This window comes from Vibrio sp. PSi01 (assembly GCF_054960695.1).
Map to the genome: position 1 here is coordinate 26592 of NZ_JBHNYN010000006.1, position 24537 is coordinate 51128.

Consider the following 24537-nt stretch of genomic DNA (forward strand, 5'->3'; position numbering starts at 1 on the left):
CTCAAACCTAAAGGAACACCCATGAAAATATTATATGGCGTACAAGGTACAGGGAATGGTCATATCGCTCGTGCAAGAGCAATGGCGGTGGCTTTTCGCCAACAAAATATCGATGTCGACTTCCTATTCTCAGGACGAGATGAGAGCAAGTACTTCTCAATGGAAGAGTTTGGGAACTATCAAACCCGCGATGGCTTAACTTTTTTCAGTGAGCAAGGGCAGGTTAAGTACGGTAAAACATTCATCAAGAATAATATCTGGCGATTTATGCGTGAAATTAACCAGATCGATCTGATGCCTTATGACTTAGTGCTTAATGACTTTGAACCTGTGACTGCATGGGCGGCTAAGAGACAGGGTGTACCATGTATTGGCATAAGCCACCAAAATGCGTTCCGCTACGATGTGCCTAAAGAAGGAGGAAACTGGATTGAACATTCAGTGATTCAGTACTTCGCGCCAACAGAGCACTCTATTGGTCTTCATTGGTATCACTTTGAGCAACCCATATTACCTCCTATAGTTCACACGCTGACTCATCATGAACAAACGACAGCGCCACAAAATTTCACTTTGGTTTATTTACCGTTTGAAGATCTTGAGGCGATTTCGGAGTTGTTGATGAAGTTCATTTCTCATCATTTTATCTGTTATCACCCCAATGTTATTGAGCACAGTCGAGTCGAAAATATTGAGTTCAAACCACTCAGTCATGCAGGCTTCCAATTTGACCTGAATCAGTGCTCTGGTGTGGTCGCTAACGGTGGCTTCGAATTGCCATCAGAAGCCTTAACTTTGGGTAAAAAGTTGCTTCTCAAACCGCTTGATGGGCAGTTCGAACAACAAAGCAATGTCGCCACGCTAGAAGCTCTGGGGTTGGCACAAACGATGAGCTTTTTAGATGCGGCTATTTTACGTAGCTGGCTCAATGAAAAACAGGCAGAAATAGTGACCTATCCCGACGTGGCAAGTGCACTCGTTGAGTGGGTTTTAGCGGGGAATTGGTCTGACCAAGATGCCTTAAGTAAACAGCTTTGGGATAAGGTGGATTTTCCTAGTTATGCATCGTTAACCTGATTCATAAGTGGAGTTTTTGAATTAACTAGCTAAACAATTCATGAGTTCAATAAATTGTAACAAATGTAACTGAACGATAGAACAGCTAAATAAGTCGAAATGAAACTCATAAATGTCTTATTTTATGTTTTTTTATAACTCCATAAATACATGATTTTAAAATGTTATTTAATCATTAAGGTAAAATTAAATTATTCTTTATCAATCTTGTTGGTAGCTCGAGATGTATTGGTTAATAGTAATGGCAATCCGAAAAGTATCGGTCTGGTAAATATAAGAATTAGTGGTTATCTATTGCCATACCATTACCAATTTAACGCTGTCGAAGCGACTAGAGGCAACTTGAATGTTAGAGAAAAAAGACGCAATGAGTGCAATTGCAAGCTACAGAATGGAAAGCACACTTCGTGGAGTCGACTTAAATCTTTTGACTGTATTTGATGCAGTTATGCAAGAGCAAAACATTACACGTGCAGCTCACAACCTGGGCATGTCTCAGCCTGCTGTAAGTAACGCTGTTGCTCGTCTAAAAGTGATGTTTAACGACGAACTATTCATGCGTCAAGGTCGTGGTATTCAACCAACTCAACGTGCTCGTCAACTGTTTGGCCCAATCCGCCAAGCACTGCAGTTAGTACGCAACGAACTACCAAGTTCTGTGTTCTCGCCAGAGTCGTCTTCTCGCCTGTTCAAACTTGCGATTTGTAGCCCTTGTGATATGCGTTTTGCTCCTAAGATTATGTCGACAATCAACGACCAAGCACCTAGCGTTAAGCTGCATATGGATGCAGAGTTCGATCGTCAGCTTTCTGAGCGTATGCGTTACCAAGAAATCGACTTCGTGATTGATTACGCTCGTTTTGATGAGCAAGGTTTCTCAAGCACTGAAATCTTCCAAGATGAATTGGTTGTGGTTGCTTCTGCTTCTCACCCTCGAATTAATGGTGAAGTTTCAGCAACTGAGTTGTTGAATGAAAAGCACGCAAAATTGTCTCGCATTCACGGTCAACGTAGCTTCTCTGAGCAAGCTTACCGTGACCTAGATTGCACGCCTTTCTACGAAGGTACGAGCTTGAGCAACGTTCTTTACGTTGTTGGTCAATCTGAATTAGTGACGATTGCACCTCGTTGGATGGTAGAACATGCAGCAAATAAAGAGCAGCTTCAGATTCTAGATTTCCCATTCGATAATGCGGCAATTTCAGGCTTCCTAAGCTGGCACGAATCAAGTGAAAAGGATAAAGGACACATTTGGTTACGAGATCAGTTAATGATGATCTGTGGCGAAGTAGTGGCACTTAACTAGACACTAATCCCTATGATTTATAAGCCCTGAGCTGGGAGTCTGGCTTAGGGCTTTTTTGTACCTGCTATTTTTGTTGATAGAAAACTTAGCGTGAGACGTACTATTACTTATAACTTTGAGCTTCGTCAGTTGCCTTTTCTATGATCGGAGGTACACTTGTGCGCTCAAAAAAGCTTACAGGTGTAAGCCAAAGGTAAAGAGATGGCCAATTTAGATTTTCATATCGTAAAAAGACTTCGTGACCAAATTGCCCAAGGCGGCAACCGTACAGCTTTGAAGCACAAAGTCGACAATGTATGGCAAGGTATTAGCTGGGAGCAGTTTGGACAGCAGATCGATACGCTTTCATTAGCACTATTGGCTCAAGGATTGAGAGTTCAAGATAAGATCGGTATCTTTTCCAACAATATGCCTCAGTGGACTGTGGCAGATTTCGCATCTTTGCAGGCTCGTCTTGTCACTGTGCCGATTTATCCAACCAATACTGCTGCGCAGTCTTCTTACATTATCCAAAATGCGGATGTGAAGATCTTATTCGTTGGTGAGCAAGCTCAATTCGATGCTGCGGTTAGCCTCTTTGAAGAGTGCGAACAGCTGGAAGTTGTTGTGGCGATGTCTAATGATATCAACATTCAAGAACACAGCTTTGCCGTATCGTGGCAAGATTTCATGGCACGTGGTGTTGAAGCTCAACAAGTTGAACTTGACGTTCGTTTGGCTGATGCAAGCATGGATGACTTACTGACCCTTATTTATACCTCTGGCACGACAGGCCAACCAAAAGGTGTGATGCTTGATTACACCAATATTGGCTATCAATTAAAAGGTCACGATGAACGTCTCAGCTTGACTAAAGATGATGTATCACTGTGTTTCTTACCTTTGTCACATGTGTTTGAGCGCGCTTGGACTTTCTATGCCCTCTATAAAGGTGCAACCAACTGTTACCTACAAGACACGATGCAAGTGCGTGATGCTCTAAGCGATGTGAAACCGACAGTAATGTGTGCAGTTCCACGTTTCTACGAGAAGATTTTCTCAGCGATTCACGAGAAGGTATCAAAAGCACCGTTTATCCGTAAGGTGCTGTTTACTTGGGCGGTGAACATGGGAGCAAAGCTTTCTGTTTGTCACCAAGAAGGTCGTACTCCATCGTTTATGCTGAAGAAGAGTCATGCTTTAGCCGATAAACTTGTGCTATCTAAATTGAGAGCTCTGCTAGGCGGTAATATCAACTTCATGCCATGTGGTGGCGCGAAGCTTGATGAAACCATTGGTCGCTTCTTCCATGCTATCGGAATCAACGTAAAACTTGGCTACGGCATGACAGAAACCACGGCAACAGTATCGTGCTGGGATGACCGCTGTTTTAACCCTGATTCGATTGGTATGTCGATGCCGGGTGCTGAAGTAAAAATTGGTGCTAAGGACGAGATTCTTGTTCGTGGTCCAATGGTGATGCGTGGTTATTATAAGATGCCAGAAGAGACCGCTAACACGTTTGACGAGCATGGCTTCCTGAAAACCGGCGATGCGGGTCATTTTGATGAAAATGGTAACCTGTTCATTACTGATCGTATCAAAGAATTGATGAAGACCTCTGGCGGTAAGTACATTGCCCCACAAGTGGTTGAAGGCGCGATTGGTAAAGATCATTTTATCGAACAGATAGCCGTTATCGCTGATACACGCAAATTCGTTTCAGCTCTGATTGTTCCTTGTTATGACTCTCTAGAAGAGTATGCCAAAGAGCTTAATATCAAATATCATGACCGCGTTGAGCTTGTTAAGCATCACCAAATTATCGAGATGCTAGAGAAACGTGTGAATAACCTACAGCAAGAACTGGCTAAGTTTGAGCAAGTAAAGAAATTCAAACTGCTGCCAAAAGCATTTTCTATGGATGATGGTGAACTGACACCGACTCAGAAATTGCGTCGTAAAGTTATCAACGATAAGTATCAAGACGAAATCGAAGAAATGTACAATGAAAAGCCTAAAGATAAGTAGTTTTCTGCTTAGATAAATTTTCAGTTGTTCAAAAATCCCCCTACGAATGTGATTGCATTTTTAGGGGGATTTTTTGTGTCTAGCGATCCAACACAATGTGCGAAAGCGCACACTGATTAAGCTGTTATTTATAGATAAATAGCGATTCATTTAAATATTAAGTGCTTTTTTTGTTAGTCAATCTAGTTGTTATAGCTATTTAATGGGCTTAGTTTAGGTTTTATTTAATGCTTTGAGCTGATAGTTGGTTTTTTACCACGATTGTCAGATAACAGGTGTTAGACCAGATGATAATAAAGCGTTAAAGTTGTTTCGTATTACTGTTTGTTGTTATCACTACAGACAGCCATAGCCGAAAAAGTGGAAGTATTTCGAATTAGGCTACGAATAAGCCCTAGACTATGAAAAATCAGCCCAACATGTTCACCAAATATGATTGGAAACTGATGAGGAGAGCAATATGACAACAAAACCTGAAACAGCAATGTTATCCGGCGCTGAGATGGTGGTGCAGTCTCTAATTGAAGAGGGTGTAGAACAAATCTTTGGTTACCCAGGTGGTTCTGTACTTGATATCTATGATGCACTGCATGCTAAAACTGCTGAAATTAAACACGTATTAGTAAGACACGAACAAGCCGCGACCCATATGGCCGATGGCTATACTCGTTCTACCGGTAAACCTGGTGTAGTACTGGTATGTTCTGGTCCAGGCGCAACCAATACCGTTACTGGTATCGCAACAGCCTACATGGACTCAATCCCAATGATTGTTATTTCTGGTAACGTACCAAATAACCTTATTGGTAACGACGCCTTTCAAGAGTGTGACATCGTGGGCGTATCCCGTCCGATCGTTAAGCACAGCTTCCTCGTGAAGAAAGCGGAAGATATCCCTGAAGTCGTTAAAAAAGCATTCTATATTTCAACGACAGGACGTCCTGGTCCTGTGGTTATTGATCTGCCTAAAGACATTTTAAACCCACAAATCAAGCTTCCTTATGAATACCCAGAAACGCTGAAGATGCGTTCGTATAACCCAACGGTTACGGGTCATAAAGGTCAAATCAAGAAAGCATTAAAAGCACTCCTTGAAGCGAAGAAGCCAGTACTTTATGTCGGTGGTGGTGCGGTTATTTCTGAGGCTGATAAGCCACTGTTAACATTAGCAGAGGCATTGAATTTACCCGTGGTTAGCACCCTAATGGGGCTTGGCGCTTTTCCGGGCACCCATAAAAACTCTTTGGGTATGTTGGGCATGCACGGTTTGTATGAAGCCAACATGGCAATGCACAACGCAGATTTGATCTTTGGTATTGGCGTGCGTTTCGATGATCGAACGACCAATAACCTGGATAAGTACTGCCCTGATGCGAAGATCATGCACATTGATATCGATCCATCTTCTATCTCTAAGAACGTGAAAGTGGACCTACCGATTGTAGGCTCAGCGGAGAAAGTTCTAGAGAGCATGGTCAACCTGCTTGTTGAACAAGGTGGAAGTAACGATGCGCAAGCGATGGAAAGCTGGTGGAGTGAAATTAAACAGTGGCAAGAACGCGACTGTTTAGCTTATGAGAAATCATCTGAGAGAATTAAGCCACAACAAGTTATTGAAACACTGCATAAAGTAACCAATGGCGATGCTTATGTTGCTTCTGATGTAGGCCAACACCAAATGTTTGCTGCTTTGTATTACCCGTTTAACAAGCCACGCCGTTGGATTAACTCCGGTGGTCTAGGCACGATGGGTTTTGGTCTACCTGCAGGTATGGGCGTTAAGTTTGCTAAACCAGATGAAGAGGTGGTTGTAGTAACTGGTGACGGCAGTATTCAAATGAATATCCAAGAGCTGTCGACTGCACTGCAATACAATATTCCAGTTAAGATTATTAACCTTAACAACCGTTTCTTAGGCATGGTAAAACAGTGGCAAGACATTGTTTATCAAGGTCGTTACTCTAATTCATATATGGACTCTGTTCCTGATTTCGCTGCAATTGCCGAGGCTTATGGCCATGTTGGTATGCGTATTTCATCTCCGGATGAACTGGAATCAGGTTTGGAAAAAGCACTAGCGATGAAAGACCGTTTGGTATTTGTCGATATCAGTGTGGATGACACCGAGCACGTATACCCAATGCAGATCAAAGGCGAGGGTATGGACAACATGTGGCTAAGTAAAACGGAGAGAACATAATATGAGACACATTATTTCACTATTAATGGAAAACCAACCTGGTGCACTTTCTCGAGTGGTTGGTCTGTTTTCTCAGCGTGGCTATAACATTGAGTCTTTGAATGTATCTCCGACCGATGATCCAACACTTTCTCGTTTGAACGTCACCACTAATTCAAGCGAAATGCAGCTTGAGCAGATCCAGAAACAGCTACATAAGCTTATCGATGTACTGAAAGTACAAGAAGTCTCTGAACTTGAGCACATTGAACGTGAATTATTGATGGTAAAAGTACGTGCGAGTGGTTTTGCTCGTGCTGAAGTTAAACGTACCGCAGATATTTTCCGTGGACAGATTGTGGATGTAACCGCGTCTCAGTACACGGTTCAAATGGCTGGTACTAGCGAGAAACTTGATGCCTTCATTCAGGCATTGTCTGAAGTAACAGAAGTGCTTGAAGTCGCTAGAAGCGGTGTTGTTGGTATTGCTCGCGGTGAGCGAGCGTTGAAAGCCTAAACAATAAATCTTTTAAAAACAGCTTTTAAGCCGCTTTTTTAGGCGGCTTTTATTTTGTTAATTTTATAGAGTGCTATAATCCTCCGCTCTATTTTTCCTCCTGAGCTAGTAATGAGAAATAAAAAATCAATAATTACATTACTAATTATCTCAATCACACTCTGTTCTGCCGTTGCCCTTTATTACTTACAGCGCTACAAAGAAGTTAAACAGCAGAGCTTCGACTACTCAGCGAAACAAGCTGTCCATCAACTCGTTTATGCCAAGCGAGATTACGATCTGCTTAAGACTCAATTAGTTTCAGTAATGGGGCTGCTCAGCCAAAGCCAAAGTCTTGTCAATTTTGCCGAATCTCCGTCGGAAAGAACCAAAGATCTACTCGAAGAGGTCTGGCAATCTGTTCTCGTCAATCAGAAATGGTATACCCAGATTCACTTATTGGATATCACTGGTAAAGAGCTAGTTCGAGTGAATTACTCGTCAGACACTGGAAAGGTGACAATCCCAGAAGAGTTACAAAACAAGTCTGATTCAAGCTATTTCCAACATGCTCAAAACTTAGAGGCCGAACAAATTGGCGGCTGGGGAATTGAGCTTGAAACGGAGCACGGTGAGCTAACTTTCCCCTATATGCCAGTAATCCGCGTATTTACGCCTGTGGAAACACCAGAGAAGCGAGTTGGCTATCTTGTTATCAACCTCGATGTATGGGGATTATCGTCACGTCTTAGTTTTTCACCAGACAATGACTTAAGAGCCGAAGTCATTAATGAGGCGGGCTACTACATCGCAAGCAGCAATAGTAATAAGCTATTTGGTGATGCTATTTCTGAAAGGAAAGGGCACAACCTGAAAAATATTGCCCCGAAAACGTGGCAAGCAATCAGTAGCGATCAGATAGGGTACGTTTTCGAAGATGGTAATTTGTTTGCGTTTAACACGGTTATGCTCGCCAATAATCAAAAAGTCCATCTACTGATCCATCTTGATCAGAAGCAATTGATGGATAGGGCTGAACAGAGCCTAAGTGACCTCTCTCAAGAAGAGGTGTTTGTGTTACTGACGGTACTGGTTTTTGCGTTCCCGTTTGCTTATTTAGTGACTCATTATCGACGTCGTAGTTTAGAGAGTAAGTTGGCGCGCGCCGCTTTGAATGGTATGTCCGCTGTGATGATCTCAGATAGGCACCACCGTACTATGATGATCAATAACGAATTTGAGAACATGACTGGGTACAGCAAAACTCAAGTTATCGGAAAGAATGCATTGCAGCTATTGCTTGAGAATACCGACCAAGTGCTCTCAAGTTCTGATATCTGGAGTCATTTAGAGCAAGAAGAAGTCTGGGAAGGTGAAGTAGAGTGTAAGAACAAACTGCGTATTCCTTTCACCGCGATCATGAGAGTCCAAGCGGTTAAAAATAGCTCTGGAAAGGTCAGCTATTATATTACTTCCTTAGTCGATATTTCTGTCAGAAAAGAGCTTGAAGTGCGTTTGCGTGTACTCAGTGAGAGAGACTCTTTGAGTAACCTTTGGAACCGACGTAAGTTCGAAGAACAGCTCGCGTATTATTCTCGTTTGGTCGAGCGTTACCCTAATGAAGCGACCACTTGTTTAGCCTTAGTCGATATCGATAACTTTAAGCGAATTAACGACGAGCTTGGCCATGATGAAGGTGACCGTGTGATTGCTTGTGTTGCTAAGATTCTGCAAGACAGTCTTCGTAGTACTGACTTTGTTGCTAGGGTCGGTGGTGAAGAGTTTGCCCTTCTGATGCCACACACTTCATTATCTGAAGCTCAACGTGTATTGGATCGCTTGCGAATAGAGATAGAACTGTCTGTTGGTACTAAAGTGACAGTGAGCGTTGGCTTTACGGATTTAACGAGTAACAGCACTCGTTCATATAAATGCGCTGATGTCGGGCTTTATGACTCAAAATCGTCTGGGCGTAATACTGTTTCAATGTGTCCAAGTCATGCTGATGTGGCGTAGTTATCTTATTGGTTCAGTAGACCAAACAAGTAGATAATCGCCTACTCTCGATCTGTCTAACGCCTTAACGCCGCTCTTAAACCCTACATGAGATCCACGCTTTGATCCCAACTTTAACTCGACTTTTTCTCGTCATAACCAGCACTTTGGTAGGTGCTATTTCTATGAATCTCACTTTTGAGCGATCTGTGTCACGAAATCCTTACAGTTAGACTAAAGTCTAATGCTGGTGATAATTTGAGCTAAACTGAACGATAAGTAAACTACCTTGCTTCGAATTGGACCGTATAGAGCGGAACAGTAAATTAAAGTGTTTACCAGATGTAAAGGACGACACCGTTAACGTAATTCAACTGGTTATCTAGCCTTATCAATTAGTTGATTGGCAGCAGTAGAATTAGGTTAGCAGGAGCAAGAGTTTGGGGATCATACTGTCTGGTTAAAAGAGGCGTGGTATGTTTGTCGATTTTTTAGTGAGATTAACTATAGGTGCATTGGCCATTCTTGGTTTTCAACTCAGTGCGTTGTATTTTTTACCTATGGTTGTGCTGCTCAATACTCATCATAAAGAGTTTTTTGGGTGGTAGTTCAGTTGTAATGCTGGAAACCAAAAACGGAGCTATTAGGCTCCGTTTTTATATGATCAAAGCTTATCTTTGTATTATGCGGCTTCGATAATCTCTTCAATACGTTTCATTGAGCCTAGTAAATGCTGATCGAGTAGTTCTGTCGCTTGTTCAATATTTTTAGCTAATACTAACTTCATGATCATTTCGTGTTCATCAATATTGAACAGATCATCAGCGACAGTTTCTGCTGACATAGCTAGAAAACGGTAGCGCTTTACTTGGTTAATCAGGTCGTCAAAGAACTTAAACATGTTCTCTGAGTCTGCACCTTCGAGCAATGCTGCATGAAATCGTTGGTGGCGTTCTTCCCACTCAACACAATCAAACTCTTCTGATACATGTTGGACGCGTGACAGTTTATGGTAAGACGTCAGTACTTCTAGTTCCCAGCTTTCATCGCCTGCAGAAATCGCTTTCTTAAGTAAAACAGAAGAGACAACACGAAGGCTTTCGTAAAGATCATTGAGTTCTTTCTTTGAAACAGGAGAAACCCAACAGCCTTTTTGTGGCTCTAGTTTGACGTATTTACTCCAAGACAATTGCACTAGGGCTTCACGAATTGGAGATGCACCAACGTTGTATCTATTTTTTAGATCAGCAACAACGAGCTTTTGACCTGGGGTTAATTCACCGTTGAGAATATCTTGGCGAATCATCTTTGATACTTTGTCAGTGAGAGTAGGACTAGACATTACAAACCTCATGTATATTTGATTTCTAGTCTGCTAATCCATCTCTTGGAAAGAGCCATTGGATATTAACAGTACGTAGTTCTATCTTGTTTGATAATATAGCGTACTGAAAAGTTAGGCAAGATTTGTTTCATAAAAAAAGAGGGCCGAAGCCCTCTTTTATATTTTTATGCGAATCGGTTCATTCTTATAGAACGTGAACAGATGCCGTGTTTGTAGTACCAGAAGCTACTAGAGCGCCAGAAACCATTACTACGATATCGCCTTTGTTACCTAGGCCAGATTGTAGAGCGATTTCTTTACCGTTGATGTAGAACGTGTCTGTGTTCTCGATAGAGTCAACAAGAACTGGTTTAACACCTTTAGTAAGAACTAGCTGTGCAGCTGTCTTTTCGTTAGTTGTTAGAGCAAGGATGTTTGCTGTTGGGAAGTACTTACGTACTGAACGTGCAGACTTACCGCCTTCAGTTGCAACAACGATTAGAGGAGCAGCTAGCTTCTCTGCTGTGTCTACAGCGCCTTTACATACTGCTTCAGTGATGCGTAGACGTGGGCTGTCTAGACGAGAACCTAGCTCAGCTTTAAGAGCTGAATCAGTGCGGTTCGCGATTTGAGCCATGATAGTAACAGCTTCAACTGGGTACTTACCTTTAGCAGTTTCACCAGAAAGCATTACAGCATCAGTGCCATCCATGATTGCGTTCGCAACGTCACCCGCTTCTGCACGAGTTGGACGTGGGTTGCTGATCATAGAGTCAAGCATTTGAGTTGCTGTGATAACCATCTTACGTGCACGGTTACACTTCTCAATCATCATTTTCTGAGCGAAGATTACTTCTTCTGCTGGGATTTCAACACCTAGGTCACCACGTGCAACCATGATGCCATCAGAAGCTTCAAGGATTGAATCAAAGTTATCTACACCTTCTTGGTTTTCAATCTTAGAAATGATGTGGATGTTTTCGCCACCGTTAGCGTTTAGAAGCTCACGGATTTCTTTAACGTCGTCTTCTTTACGGATGAAAGAAGCAGCTACGAAATCAACGCCTTGCTCACAACCAAACTTAAGGTCAGCTTTGTCTTTCTCAGAAAGAGCTGGAAGTTGAACAGATACGCCAGGAAGGTTAACACCTTTGTTTTCGCCTAGAGCACCGTTGTTAAGAACTTTACACTTAACTTCAGTTTCTGTTGTTGCGATAACTTCCATTTCGATTAGGCCGTCATCAACAAGGATTGTGTTACCTGCAGTTAGGTCTTTAGCGAAACCTAGGTAAGTTACTGCTACTACGTCTTTGTTACCAACAACTGTTGCGTCAGTTGTGAAAGTGAACTCTTGACCAGCTACTAGATCTACGTCGTTACCATCTTCAAGCTTGATAGTACGGATTTCAGGACCTTTAGTATCTAGAAGGATAGCAAGTTGCTCACCTTTGTTTTCCATTACTGTACGGAAGTTCGCGATACGAGTGCCGTGCTCTGCGAAGTCACCGTGAGAGAAGTTAAGACGCATAACGTTCATGCCAGCATCTACTAGTTCAGTTAGCTTCTCTACAGATTCAGTTTTAGGGCCAATCGTACATACGATTTTGGTCTTTTTCATGGAAGGTACTCTCCGGTAAGTATTGTTACAATTTGAAATTTATTTAAGTTCTGAAGATTGGCCCGCTACATCAACATTTTGTGCCTGTTGTGTAAAAGCGTGGAACTTCCAATATGTCCTTCAGAGTTGTAAGTCTTTCATCAATTTTAGTCATTTTATGACTAAAAGATTTTGATTCAACGTCGTGTTTCTGTGACTTACACCAACATATCAGGTGAAAGTTGCAGAAAAATAACGGTCAGTTCTGTAATTTTTTTTCTTTTCGGGTGCGGATTCTACCACCTAATGACTTCAATATCACTGCTTAACAATTGTCTTAGGACAAGGTTTCATCGCTATTTATTAATTTTTTGGATCAAAATAAATGGACTAAATAGTTTCGTTGTAACTATAATGTATTTCATATCGAAACTTATTGGCCTTTTTTAAATGTCGAAACGAAACACTCAACTTAGAAGACATGCAATTTCTAACCTAGTGAATGAAAAGGGGGAGGTTAGTGTTGATGAATTATCCGCTAAGTTTGAAACCTCAGAAGTCACTATTAGAAAGGACTTAGCGTCTTTAGAGAAAAACGGTCAGCTTTTACGCCGTTATGGTGGTGCGATTTCATTACCGAAAGAGGTTGTGAACGAAGAACTGGGTCAAAAAGTTTCGACTCGAAAGATTTCACTAGCAAAAGCCGCTGCAGATTTGATTCGTGACCATAATCGTATTGTGATTGATAGTGGTAGTACGACAGGTGCCTTAATCCAGCAACTTAATACTAAGCGTGGTTTGGTTGTTATGACCAACTCGTTGCATGTGGCTAATGCGCTTAATGAGCTTGAAAGTGAACCGACATTATTAATGACGGGTGGTACTTGGGATACCCATTCGGATTCTTTCCAAGGCAAGGTCGCAGAGTCGGTACTTCGTGCTTACGATTTTGACCAATTGTTTATCGGTGCTGATGGTATCGACCTTGATAGGGGAACGACTACTTTCAATGAATTGATTGGTCTGAGCAAAGTTATGGCTGAAGTGTCACGAGAAGTCATCGTGATGGTTGAGTCTGAAAAAGTGGGACGAAAGATCCCTAATTTGGAACTAGCGTGGGAACACATCGATATTTTGATAACAGATACAGACTTGGGTAAAGAATCCCAAGCAAGTATTGAATCACATGACGTTCGAGTGATCCTAACGGATCCAACCTAAACCTAATTTAAATTATTGTGCATTTAACTTCCTATAATTGATCTATTGAAGATATGGCCTTTGCTTGCTGCCAGTAGGAATAAACGAAATTGATGGAGTAAAACTATGTGTGGAATTGTTGGTGCAGTAGCACAACGTGATGTAGCTGAAATCTTAGTAGAAGGCCTTCGCCGCTTAGAATACCGAGGTTATGATTCAGCAGGTGTTGCTGTGGTTGATAGTGAATCGAACCTAACTCGTGTACGCCGCCTAGGTAAAGTGCAAGAGCTAGCAGACGCAGTAGACGAGCAACATGTGATTGGCGGTACTGGTATTGCTCATACTCGTTGGGCGACACACGGCGAGCCATCTGAAGTGAACGCACACCCACACATGTCTGGCGATATTGCCGTTGTACACAATGGCATTATCGAAAACCACGAAGCACTGCGCGTTCTATTGCAAGAGCGTGGTTACGTGTTTACTTCACAAACGGATACTGAAGTTATTGCTCACCTAGTTGAGTGGGAATTGCGCACATCAGACTCTTTGGTTGAAGCACTGCAAAAAACAGCAAAACAATTAGACGGTGCATACGGCACGGTAGCTGTTGATCGTAAAGATCCTAGCCGTATTGTTGTGGCTCGTTCTGGTAGCCCGATTGTTATCGGTTTCGGTGTTGGTGAGAACTTCCTAGCATCTGATCAATTGGCACTACTAAGTGTAACTCGTCGCTTCATGTACCTTGAAGAAGGTGATGTTGCTGAGGTAACTCGTCGTGATGTTACGGTATTTGATGTAGCGGGTGAGCGTGTTGAACGTGACATCGTTGAGTCAAATGCAGAACACGATGCGGGTGATAAAGGTCAATACCGTCACTTCATGCAGAAAGAGATCTTTGAACAGCCAACAGCGTTAATCAACACGATGGAAGGTCGCATCTCTGAAACGTCTGTTATCACTAATGCAATTGGTATTAAGGCAGAAGAGATCCTAAGCAAGGTTGAACACGTGCAGATCATCGCATGTGGTACGTCTTACAACTCAGGTATGGCGGCTCGCTACTGGTTTGAATCTCTAGCTGGCGTGAGTTGTGACGTAGAGATCGCTTCTGAGTTCCGTTACCGTGACTTCGTTGTTCGCCCGAACAGCCTATTGGTAACTCTGTCTCAATCTGGTGAAACGGCTGATACGCTTGCTGCACTTCGTCTTGCAAAAGAAAAAGGTTACATGTCAGCAATGACTATCTGTAACGTTGCAGGTTCTTCGTTAGTTCGTGAATCTGATTTTGCCTTCATGACTCGCGCAGGAACAGAGATCGGTGTTGCTTCTACTAAAGCTTTCACAACTCAACTAGCGGCTATGCTGATGATGGTAACGTCAATTGGTCGCCTGCAAGGTCGCATCAATGAAGAGAAAGAAGCAGAGATCGTTCAAGCACTGCATCAACTGCCTGCTGATATCGAGAAAGCATTAGCGTTTGATAAAGAGATCGAAGCGCTAGCACCTGATTTTGCAGATAAGCACCACACACTGTTCTTGGGTCGTGGTGAGTTCTACCCAATCGCGATGGAAGCGTCTCTTAAGCTGAAAGAGATCTCTTACATTCACGCAGAAGCCTACGCGGCTGGTGAGCTTAAGCACGGTCCTTTGGCTCTTATCGATGCAGATATGCCTGTTGTGGTTATTGCACCAAGCAACGACTTGCTAGAGAAGCTGAAATCAAACGTTGAAGAAGTACGTGCTCGTGGCGGTCTACTTTACGTATTCGCAGATGAAGATGCAGGCTTTGAAAGCGATGAGAACATGAAGATCATCAAGATGCCTCACGTAAGTGAAGTAACAGCACCTATCTACTACACAGTACCAATGCAGCTGTTGTCTTACCACGTAGCGCTAATCAAGGGTACCGATGTTGACCAACCTCGTAACCTTGCGAAAGCAGTAACGGTTGAGTAATCGTTAGCCCATCTAAGAAAATTAGATAATAAGAAGCCCATCCTGTGATGGGCTTTTTTTGTGTCTGTTAATTAACGATCAGTGTTAGAGCTAGCGGTAGCGTCATTAAGCGCTAAGTGCTTGCTCTAGGTCAGCCAAGATATCGTCAATATGCTCAATGCCTACTGAGAGGCGAATCATCTCTGGTGATACACCAGCTTGCTTTTGTTCCGCTTCGCTTAATTGACGGTGTGTTGTAGAGGCAGGGTGACAAGCGAGAGATTTTGCATCGCCGATGTTCACCAAGCGCTTGAAGATTTGTAGAGCATCATAGAAACGAACACCTGCTTCATAACCATCTTTCAAGCCAAAAGATAAAATGGCAGACGGCTTACCTTGCATGTATTTCTCAGCCAGCGGATAGAACTCAGACGTTGGTAAACCCGCGTAGCTCACCCAACTCACTTTCTCATGTTGCTGAAGGTACTCAGCTACTTTCAGTGCATTCTCTGTGTGTCGCTCCATGCGTAGCGATAAAGTTTCTAGACCTTGCATTAGCATGAAGGCATTCATTGGCGACAGCGCAGCACCCGTATTACGCAGTGGAACCGTTCGAGCACGACCAATAAACGCGGCTTCGCCAAAAGCCTCGGTATAAACCACACCGTGGTAAGAAGGTTCTGGCTGATTAAACACGGGGAAGCGATCTTTGTGTTCTGCCCATGGGAATTTACCTGAATCGACAATAACACCACCCAACGTTGTTCCGTGACCACCAACGTATTTGGTGAGTGAGTGAACCACGATATCGGCACCAAAGTCGATAGGTTTGCATAGCACTGGTGTCGCCACCGTATTATCAACAATCACAGGTACACCTTGTGCGTGAGCAAGCTCTGCCACACGTTCTAAGTCGATGATGTTGCCTGCTGGGTTACCGATACTCTCACAGTAAACCGCTTTGGTTTTTTCATCGATCAGCGCGGCTAAGCTCTCAGGCTTGTCGTCTTTTGCAAAGCGAACTTCAATCCCTTGGTTTGGTAACATATGAGCAAATAGGGTGTAAGTACCGCCGTAAAGCTGAGGAGTTGAAACGATGTTGTCGCCGATTTGGGCCAACGTTTGAATCGCGTAGTTGATCGCAGCGCTGCCAGCACTCACCACTAATCCGGCAATACCACCTTCTAAGGCTGCCATGCGCTTTTCCAACACATCATTGGTTGGGTTCATAATACGAGTGTAGATATTACCTGGTACTGCAAGGTTAAACAGGTCGGCACCATGTTGTGCATCATCGAATTCATAAGCAACGGTTTGGTAAATAGGAGTAGCAACCGATTTGGTTGTTGGATCGGTTTCGTAGCCGAAGTGAATCGAGAGCGTTTCGTCTTTCATGAGTCTTCCCTGAACTATTGAATGATTTGTGTACTCTCATATTGCCGATTTTTTTATAAAAGAAAAGTAAGCTCAGTCACAGAGAGGCAATTGGAATTGTGTTCGGGACGATTCGCTATTTGTAGGAAATATAGCTATTGAGTTGTACTGCTTCAGAAAAGCAAAAAGCCAGAGCAGTATAAACTGTTCTGGCTTTTCTAATTTGGTGGCCCCTCCCAGATTTGAACTGGGGACCGAACGATTATGAGTCGTGCGCTCTAACCACTGAGCTAAGGGGCCGTAGGGCATAGATTATAGGGGAAGCGCTCAATGGTGTCTAGACACTATAGGGGCCAATTCCGCTTACATCTTAGCCACTTAAATCATGTAGGCACAAAAAAGGTGAGCCAACGCTCACCTTTTCTATTTTAAGCTTAAAAGCTAATCACATTAAAGCGTGTGATTACTCGTCTAGGAAGCTGCGCAGAGTTTCTGAACGGCTTGGGTGACGAAGTTTACGTAGTGCTTTTGCTTCGATTTGACGGATACGCTCACGAGTTACGTCGAACTGCTTACCCACTTCTTCAAGAGTGTGGTCTGTGTTCATGTCGATACCGAAACGCATACGTAGTACTTTAGCTTCACGAGGAGTTAGGCCCGCAAGAACGTCTTTAGTTGCACCGCGTAGGCTGGTTGCCGTTGCTGAGTCTAAAGGAAGCTCAAGAGTTGTATCCTCGATGAAATCACCTAGGTGCGAATCTTCGTCGTCACCGATTGGTGTCTCCATTGAGATAGGCTCTTTAGCGATTTTCAGTACTTTGCGGATCTTGTCTTCAGGCATTTGCATGCGTTCAGCCAATTCTTCCGGAAGTGGTTCACGACCCATCTCTTGTAGCATTTGACGAGAGATACGGTTTAGTTTGTTGATCGTTTCGATCATGTGAACCGGAATACGGATAGTACGAGCTTGGTCGGCAATCGAACGAGTGATTGCTTGACGGATCCACCAGGTAGCGTAAGTAGAGAACTTGTAACCACGACGGTATTCAAACTTATCTACGGCTTTCATCAGACCGATGTTACCTTCTTGGATTAGATCCAGGAATTGTAGACCACGGTTTGTGTACTTCTTAGCAATCGAGATTACTAGACGTAAGTTCGCCTCAACCATCTCTTTCTTCGCACGACGAGCTTTCGCTTCACCGATAGACATACGACGGCTGATGTCTTTAATGCTTTGAACAGTAAGAGAGGTTTCGCGTTCGATCATATCCAGTTTTTGGATAGAACGACGAATGTCGTGCTCGTTACGTTTAATTTTTTCTGCGTATGGCTTATCTGAAGCAAGAACTTCATCCAACCATGCTTCGCTAGATTCGTTGCCAGTAAATAAGGCAATGAATGATTTCTTCGGCATTTTGCCGTACTCAACCGTTTGACGCATGATTAGGCGTTCTTGAGTACGTACACGATCCATTGAAGTGCGAAGTTCATTTACTAGGTAGTCAAACTGTTTTGGTGTCAGACGGAATTCTTTGAATACGTCTTGCATCATTGTTGTTGCAATCGTTGCTTTCGGGCTTTCGTGGCCGTATTCATTGATTGCTAGCTGACGGTTTTGGTAGCTAGTACGAAGCGCTGTAAACTTCTCAAGAGCAAGCTCAGGATCAATACCTGTATCTTCTTCTTCCTCTTCCTCGTCGTCTTCAGCTTCTTCTTTGTCTTCGTCTTCCAGATCAGTTTCAGCAAGTTCTGAACCGATGTGTGTTGCCGTTGGCGCAGCTGTGCCATCGTCGTCTGGGTCAACAAAGCCATTGATTAGGTCTGTTAAGCGAATCTCTTCTGCTTGTACGCGGTCAAACTGTTCCAAGATATATGGAATGGTGCCTGGGTACTCAGCAACGGATAGTTGAACGGTATTAATACCGTCTTCAATACGCTTAGCAATGTCGATCTCGCCTTCACGAGTCAGTAGCTCAACTGTACCCATTTCACGCATGTACATACGAACAGGGTCAGTAGTACGGCCAATCTCGCTCTCTACGCTTGAAAGCGCAGCAGCAGCAGCTTCAGCTGCATCTTCATCTATATTGGCATCGTCATCATTAAGAGCTAGATCATCAGCATCAGGTGCAGTTTCTACTACCTTGATACCCATGTCGTTAATCATTTGAATGATGTCTTCTACCTGTTCAGAATCCACGATTTCTGCAGGTAGGTGGTCGTTTACTTCGGCGTAGGTCAGATAGCCTTGTTCCTTGCCTTTAATAACAAGTAATTTTAGCTGTGACTGCGGATTTTGATCCATAGATGATATCCAACTTCAGGTCTGGTGAAGGACGTTGCATTCTCAAATGCAAACCAATTATGTTAACAAATTTATTAAATGCTGACTAATCAAACAGGGTTACGCTTTTAGATCTAGCATTAAAGCTAGTAGCTCCCTTTTTTCTTCGGCTGATAAACCGACACTTCTTGCTTTGGCCTGCAGGTTTTCAATTTGTTTTTCAACGCACTGGGCAAGGATATTGTCCAATGAATCTAAAAATATGTCTTCTTGATTGTCTTCGTCGAGGGGGATTTCCCAGCTCGCGAGACGAGACAGAAGTGCCTCATGTTTATTATGTCGCCAATGCTCTAATAATTGGCCTGTGTTGATATGGGGATGCGCGTGGCATTTATCAAGTACTTCAACGAATAAACTTAGTCCAGGCAACTGTAAGCCTTTGACGCTTGATAAGTCCGGTACCATATCAGCATAGCTCGGATTTTGGATAAGCAAAGCGATAACTTCACGCATTGGAGTGCGCTTGAGCTCTTTATGCGGTTGAGGTGTCGGGTTCTTTGTATGAACGCGAGCACGTCTCAATTGGTTATCAAATCCAGTACGCTCATCGAGTAATTTTTCGAGCAGTTCTTGGAAGTAACTGTCAGGAATTTTATTAATCAGGGCACTGGCGTGTGCACGCAGGGCCGATTTTCCTTCGGTTGTTCCTAAGTTTAGCTTATGCAGTTCGATGAGGTTATCAAACAAGTAAGTCGAGAGCGGGGTCGCATTTTGTACCAGTTGTTCAAAAGCGTCTTTACCGTGTTCTCTTATATAGCTGTCAGGGTCTTCGCCATCAGGCAAAAATAGGAACTTCAGCGTATTACCTGTTTTTAGAAACTCTAATGCGTTTTCTAATGCGCGCCACGCCGCTTCTTTACCTGCTCTGTCGCCATCATAACAACAAACCACGGTACTGGTTTGTCGGAATAACATTTGAACGTGGTCACCTGTAGTTGAGGTGCCCAGTGAGGCTACTGAATAATCGACACCATATTGCGCGAGAGCGACGACATCCATGTAACCTTCTACAACAAGTATCTGAGGCGGTTCACGGTAGGCTTGCATCACTTCATAAAGGCCGTAAAGCTCTTTACCTTTATGGAAGATAGGCGTTTCTGGTGAGTTTAGATATTTCGGCGTGCCGTCTTCTAAAACACGACCACCAAATCCAATCACTCGGCCACGACGGTCACGAATCGGGAACATTACGCGTCCACGGAATCGATCGTATCGGTTGCCTTTATCGTTTTCTATTAACATGCCGCCAGTAACCAGCATGTCTTGGGCTTCTTTTTGTTGCCCGAAGTTTTTACGAACAAGGTCCCACTCGTCGGCAACGTAACCAATACCAAATTTCTGGACGATTTCACCAGACAGTCCACGATTTTTTAGGTAATCAATCGCAGGCTTGTTAGCTGAGATCTTCAGTTGAGAGCGGTAAAAATTACTGATTCCGCCCATCAAATCGTAGAGGTTACGTTTTTGTTCGCTGTTGGCTCTTGGTGTTGTTGATATTTCACCGCTGCGCTGTTCTCTTGGGACATCTAACCCGAGAAAGGAAGCAAGCTCTTCAATCGCTTCCACGAAATCAAGGCGTTCGAACTCCATCATGAAGTCGATGGCATTGCCATGTACGCCACAGCCAAAGCAGTGATAAAACTGTTTTTCTTGGCTTACGCTGAAAGAGGGGGTTTTCTCATTGTGAAATGGACAACAAGCACCATAGTTTTTGCCTTTTTTCTTAAGTTTCACGCGTGCGTCGACAATATCGACAATGTCGAGACGTGCTAGGAGATCATCGATGAAACTGCGCGGGATGTGTCCTGCCATAAAACCTTAGAAAAATGCACTAACTGAGAGTGTGGATAATAATAGTTTGAATGGGTTACAGATACAAACAAGCCGTGCGTTCCGAAGGATTGCACGGCTTGTTGCAATTTGATTTGGGATTAAGCGAGTTTAGAACGAACTAAACCACTCACTTTACCCATATCTGCACGCCCTTGAATTTGTGGTTTCAAGATAGCCATTACTTTACCCATGTCTTGCATGCCCGCTGGTTGAGCTTCGGCGATTGCGCTATCAAGTAGTGCAATAACTTCTTCTTCGGTTAACGGCTGAGGCATAAAGCCTTCAAGTACAGTAATTTCTGCTTTTTCCACATCAGCAAGATCTTGACGATTTGCCGATTCATATTGAGCAACAGAATCGCGACGTTGCTTAACCATTTTAACTAATACAGCAAGAATGTCGTCGTCGTTCAGAGTGATCCGTTCGTCAACTTCACGTTGCTTAATTGCTGAAAGAGCTAAGCGGATAGTGCCAAGGCGCGGTTTGTCCTTGGCTTTCATCGCTAATTTTTGCTCTTCTTTGAGTTGTTCAATAAGAGCCATAACTCAGTCCTTATGGATTAAGTTATTAGTACAGGCGAACGCGACGTGCGTTTTCGCGAGCTAGCTTCTTAGCGTGACGCTTTTGAGCTGCTGCTTTAGCGCGTTTGCGAACTGTAGTTGGTTTTTCGTAATGCTCACGACGACGCACTTCAGAAAGGATACCTGCTTTTTCACAAGAGCGCTTGAAACGACGTAGTGCAACGTCGAACGGTTCGTTTTCACGTACTTTAACTATTGGCATATGCCTTTCACCTCAGGGGTTATTCATTATCGCTGGTCACTCAGTACCAAATCAGAGAAGTTACCATCGAGCTAACTCTCTATTCGCGTTTGGCCATTAACCAGCTTGATCAAAAATGGTGCGGAATTTTAATCCGATCACAGTGGCTTTGTAAAGCACTTTGTCGATTATAGTCTGTACAATATTTGTTTGAAGAGCTTAGGCAGGGTAATATTGCGCTAATTTCCCATTTTAGACGAAAGCGTGCCGAGAAAATTATGCGCATTATTGGTATTGAAACCTCTTGTGATGAAACAGGAATCGCGATTTATGATGATGAGCAAGGGCTGCTTTCTCATCAATTATACAGCCAAGTAAAACTGCATGCCGATTATGGTGGTGTGGTGCCTGAACTTGCATCACGTGACCACGTGAAAAAGACCATTCCATTGATTAAAGCGGCATTAGCGGAAGCTAACTTGACCTCCAAAGACATTGATGGTGTTGCTTACACGGCTGGCCCAGGTTTAGTTGGTGCACTGCTCGTGGGTGCAACCATTGGTCGTAGTATTGCTTATGCGTGGGGCGTGCCTGCTGTGCCAGTGCACCATATGGAAGGTCACCTTCTTGCGCCAATGTTAGAAGATAACCCGCCACCATTCCCATTTGTGGCTCTGCTGGTTTCTGGCGGACATACCATGATGGTAGAAGTGAAAGGCATCGGCGAGTATCGAATTCTTGGTGAATCGATTGATGATGCGGCCGGTGAAGCTTTTGATAAGACCGCGAAGTTGATGGGTTTAGATTACCCAGGTGGTCCATTGCTGTCTCGTTTAGCAGAAAAAGGCACTCCAGGTCGTTTTAAGTTCCCGCGTCCAATGACCGATCGTCCAGGGCTCGATATGAGCTTTTCTGGTCTAAAAACATTTGCTGCGAACACGATTCGTGCGAATGACAACGACGATCAGACACGTGCTGATATCGCTTACGCGTTCCAAGAAGCCGTTTGTGCGACCTTGGTAATCAAATGTAAGCGTGCCTTGGCGGAAACGGGCATGAAACGTATAGTGATTGCTGGTGGTGTAAGTGCCAACAAACAGCTACGTATTGAGCTTGAAGCGCTGGCGAAGAAAATCGGTGGTGAGGTGTACTACCCACGCACTGAGTTCTGTACTGATAACGGTGCGATGATTGCTTACGCGGGTATGCAACGCCTTAAAAATGGTGAAACGGCTGATTTGTCTGTTCATGCCACGCCGCGTTGGCCAATTGACCAACTAGAGCCAATTGCTTAAGTAGTCGCAATCGTTCAACGAGAAACAGTCGATCAACGAAAAACAGTCGATCAACAAAAACTAAGCGCAGAATAAACCAGTGTGTTTCGATAAACGGTCGCCTCGTGCGGCCGTTTTTATATATCGTCGTTTCATAAGCTGAGCGATATTCGTAGAGAGATATTAGGGAAGAAAATGAACAAGTTTACTGTAGATAATCAGTCAATGACGTACCTCGATGAAGGTCAAGGCCCTGTCGTAGTATTCGGCCACAGCTATCTTTGGGATAGTGCGATGTGGAAGCCGCAGATCGATGCGCTAAAAGCGCAGTATCGTTGTATTGTTCCAGAGCTTTGGTCTCATGGTGAATCTCAAGCTGCACCAAGTTCAATGCGTAACCTAAAAGATTACGCTCAGCACGTTTTGGCTCTGCTTGATCATTTAGAGATCGAAGAATTCTCAGTGGTTGGTTTATCGGTTGGCGGTATGTGGGGAGCAGAGTTAGCGGAACTTGCACCTGCACGCATCAAGTCTTTGGTTCTAATGGATACTTTCGTAGGCCTTGAGCCAGAAGTTGCTCATGCTAAATACTTCCACATGTTAGACACCATTACTCAAACCAAGATGGTGCCTCAACCGATTGTTGAAGCGGTGGTTCCATTGTTCTTTGCGAATGATGCTCAAACCAACACGCCAACTTTAGTGGACGGTTTTACTCAGCAGTTATCATCACTTGAGGGTGATAAGGCTGAAGAAGTAGCGCGAATCGGTCGAATGGTGTTTGGACGTCGCGATATGATTGAAGTGGTAGAGAACTTTGCATTGCCAGTTTTGATTGCCGTTGGACAAGAAGATAAGCCACGTCCAGCATTGGAATCTTACTTAATGCACGATTGCATTACAGGCAGTGAGTTAGTGGTGATTCCTGGGGCGGGTCATATTAGTTCGCTAGAGCAGCCAGAGTTTGTTAACGCTATGCTGAAGACGTTTTTAGATAAACATCTGCTGTAAGCTCTAAAATACTGAGTATGATTGATCGACTCATACTTACGTCGCTTTAAACGTATCTCGGTTTTAAAATGGTTCGGCTTAGACATGACAGTTTAAGCCGATTTTTTTTGCCCGAGTTTTGGTTCATTGCCATCGAGTAAGCGACGAATATTCTGATGGTGACGTAGAACGATTAAGCAACACAACATGGCTACTGGCAGTGTGTATTGAGGTTTGACTAACCAAGCGTAGAAAGGCGCAAGCAACACAGTAACCAATGCTGCTAAAGAAGAATAACGAAACAAAAATGCCACCACTAACCATGTCGCCATGATCATGCCTGTTAAATCGAATCCAATTGGTGCGATGGCTCCAAGTGCGGTGGCAACGCCTTTACCGCCTTTGAAGTGGAAGAATATCGGGTACATATGACCAAGGCATGCAGCAATAGCGACAACGCCTAAAATGATCGAGTCGATATTGAGGTAGTAGCCAAGCCAGACTGGAATGGTGCCTTTAAGCATGTCACAAAGTAGCACGGCTGCCGCGGCGCCTTTACCGCCCAAGCGGAGTACATTGGTGGCCCCTGGATTGTTGGAGCCTACCGTTCTTGGATCAGGAAGTCTTAAGACTCGGCATATCAAGACCGCACTCGAAATTGAACCTAGCAAATAGGCTGCAATGATCATGATAAGTGCCAAAGGGGTCATGTTTTTCCTTAAACGGTTGTAAGCCTAACGATGGGAAAATAATGCTCAATCCAAGAGTAATTGATATCATATCTGGAATTACACGAATAATACGTTTTTTTCCCCAATATGGGTATCCGACCTCT

General features: G+C 43.6%; 18 protein-coding genes and 1 tRNA gene. 10 read left to right on the forward strand and 9 right to left on the reverse strand.

Annotation, left to right across the window (positions count from 1 at the left end; all coding sequences use genetic code 11):
- The first annotated feature begins 21 nt into the window (after window positions 1-21).
- The 6 genes from ACFI6G_RS11010 (at window position 22) to ACFI6G_RS11035 (ending at window position 9084) form a co-directional block, all read left to right on the forward strand.
- On the forward strand, window positions 22-1077 hold the full coding sequence (locus ACFI6G_RS11010; protein ID WP_016767771.1) for an MJ1255/VC2487 family glycosyltransferase: 1056 nt from the start codon (window positions 22-24) through the stop codon (window positions 1075-1077).
- A 346-nt stretch (window positions 1078-1423) separates the two neighbouring features.
- A complete protein-coding gene (gene leuO / locus ACFI6G_RS11015) occupies window positions 1424-2383 on the forward strand; it encodes a transcriptional regulator LeuO (RefSeq protein ID WP_010434501.1) in 960 nt (319 codons plus the stop codon).
- Between the two features lie 201 nt (window positions 2384-2584).
- Window positions 2585-4393, forward strand: coding sequence for an AMP-dependent synthetase/ligase (locus tag ACFI6G_RS11020; RefSeq protein WP_010434506.1), 1809 nt, complete (start codon window positions 2585-2587; stop codon window positions 4391-4393).
- Window positions 4394-4853: 460 nt separating this feature from the next.
- Window positions 4854-6593, forward strand: coding sequence for an acetolactate synthase 3 large subunit (locus ACFI6G_RS11025; RefSeq protein ID WP_010434509.1), 1740 nt, complete (start codon window positions 4854-4856; stop codon window positions 6591-6593).
- Between the two features lies 1 nt (window position 6594).
- Complete coding sequence (ilvN, locus tag ACFI6G_RS11030) at window positions 6595-7089, forward strand: acetolactate synthase small subunit (protein WP_008219984.1); 495 nt, start codon at window positions 6595-6597, stop codon at window positions 7087-7089.
- Window positions 7090-7200: 111 nt separating this feature from the next.
- Window positions 7201-9084, forward strand: a complete 1884-nt coding sequence (locus tag ACFI6G_RS11035) for a sensor domain-containing diguanylate cyclase (protein WP_016767768.1) — start codon at window positions 7201-7203, stop codon at window positions 9082-9084.
- Window positions 9085-9745: 661 nt separating this feature from the next.
- Here the strand turns inward: ACFI6G_RS11035 and ACFI6G_RS11040 are convergent.
- Together ACFI6G_RS11040 and pykF are read right to left on the reverse strand one after the other, a co-directional pair.
- Window positions 9746-10417, reverse strand: a complete 672-nt coding sequence (locus tag ACFI6G_RS11040; RefSeq protein ID WP_080572722.1) for a GntR family transcriptional regulator — start codon at window positions 10415-10417, stop codon at window positions 9746-9748.
- A gap of 175 nt (window positions 10418-10592) precedes the next feature.
- Window positions 10593-12005, reverse strand: a complete 1413-nt coding sequence (pykF, locus tag ACFI6G_RS11045) for a pyruvate kinase PykF (protein ID WP_010434521.1) — start codon at window positions 12003-12005, stop codon at window positions 10593-10595.
- A gap of 429 nt (window positions 12006-12434) precedes the next feature.
- Here pykF and ACFI6G_RS11050 point away from each other — a divergent pair, with 429 nt between their 5' ends.
- Both ACFI6G_RS11050 and glmS read left to right on the forward strand, forming a co-directional pair.
- On the forward strand, window positions 12435-13205 hold the full coding sequence (locus ACFI6G_RS11050) for a DeoR/GlpR family DNA-binding transcription regulator (RefSeq protein ID WP_010434523.1): 771 nt from the start codon (window positions 12435-12437) through the stop codon (window positions 13203-13205).
- Between the two features lie 105 nt (window positions 13206-13310).
- The gene (gene glmS / locus ACFI6G_RS11055) at window positions 13311-15143 is read left to right on the forward strand and encodes a glutamine--fructose-6-phosphate transaminase (isomerizing) (protein WP_462710274.1); all 1833 of its coding nucleotides are present in this window, start codon (window positions 13311-13313) and stop codon (window positions 15141-15143) included.
- Between the two features lie 105 nt (window positions 15144-15248).
- Here glmS and ACFI6G_RS11060 read toward each other — a convergent pair whose 3' ends face one another.
- The 6 genes from ACFI6G_RS11060 to rpsU form a co-directional block, all read right to left on the reverse strand.
- Window positions 15249-16517, reverse strand: coding sequence for an O-acetylhomoserine aminocarboxypropyltransferase/cysteine synthase family protein (locus ACFI6G_RS11060; protein WP_010434545.1), 1269 nt, complete (start codon window positions 16515-16517; stop codon window positions 15249-15251).
- A 203-nt stretch (window positions 16518-16720) separates the two neighbouring features.
- A tRNA-Ile gene (locus ACFI6G_RS11065) sits at window positions 16721-16796 on the reverse strand.
- 163 nt (window positions 16797-16959) lie between these two features.
- On the reverse strand, window positions 16960-18804 hold the full coding sequence (gene rpoD, locus ACFI6G_RS11070) for an RNA polymerase sigma factor RpoD (RefSeq protein ID WP_010434608.1): 1845 nt from the start codon (window positions 18802-18804) through the stop codon (window positions 16960-16962).
- Window positions 18805-18903: 99 nt separating this feature from the next.
- Window positions 18904-20655, reverse strand: coding sequence for a DNA primase (gene dnaG, locus ACFI6G_RS11075; protein ID WP_010434609.1), 1752 nt, complete (start codon window positions 20653-20655; stop codon window positions 18904-18906).
- A 119-nt stretch (window positions 20656-20774) separates the two neighbouring features.
- On the reverse strand, window positions 20775-21218 hold the full coding sequence (locus ACFI6G_RS11080; protein WP_010434610.1) for a GatB/YqeY domain-containing protein: 444 nt from the start codon (window positions 21216-21218) through the stop codon (window positions 20775-20777).
- Between the two features lie 25 nt (window positions 21219-21243).
- Window positions 21244-21459, reverse strand: coding sequence for a 30S ribosomal protein S21 (gene rpsU / locus ACFI6G_RS11085; RefSeq protein WP_004396009.1), 216 nt, complete (start codon window positions 21457-21459; stop codon window positions 21244-21246).
- Between the two features lie 257 nt (window positions 21460-21716).
- On the opposite strand from rpsU, the gene tsaD reads away from it, so the two are divergent.
- Window positions 21717-22733, forward strand: coding sequence for a tRNA (adenosine(37)-N6)-threonylcarbamoyltransferase complex transferase subunit TsaD (tsaD, locus tag ACFI6G_RS11090; RefSeq protein WP_010434613.1), 1017 nt, complete (start codon window positions 21717-21719; stop codon window positions 22731-22733).
- Between the two features lie 174 nt (window positions 22734-22907).
- Window positions 22908-23723 (forward strand): alpha/beta fold hydrolase, encoded by an 816-nt coding sequence (locus tag ACFI6G_RS11095; protein WP_010434616.1) that lies wholly within the window; start codon window positions 22908-22910, stop codon window positions 23721-23723.
- A gap of 92 nt (window positions 23724-23815) precedes the next feature.
- Here the strand turns inward: ACFI6G_RS11095 and plsY are convergent, their stop codons facing one another.
- The gene (gene plsY / locus ACFI6G_RS11100; protein ID WP_010434620.1) at window positions 23816-24412 is read right to left on the reverse strand and encodes a glycerol-3-phosphate 1-O-acyltransferase PlsY; all 597 of its coding nucleotides are present in this window, start codon (window positions 24410-24412) and stop codon (window positions 23816-23818) included.
- Window positions 24413-24537: the final 125 nt, after the last annotated feature.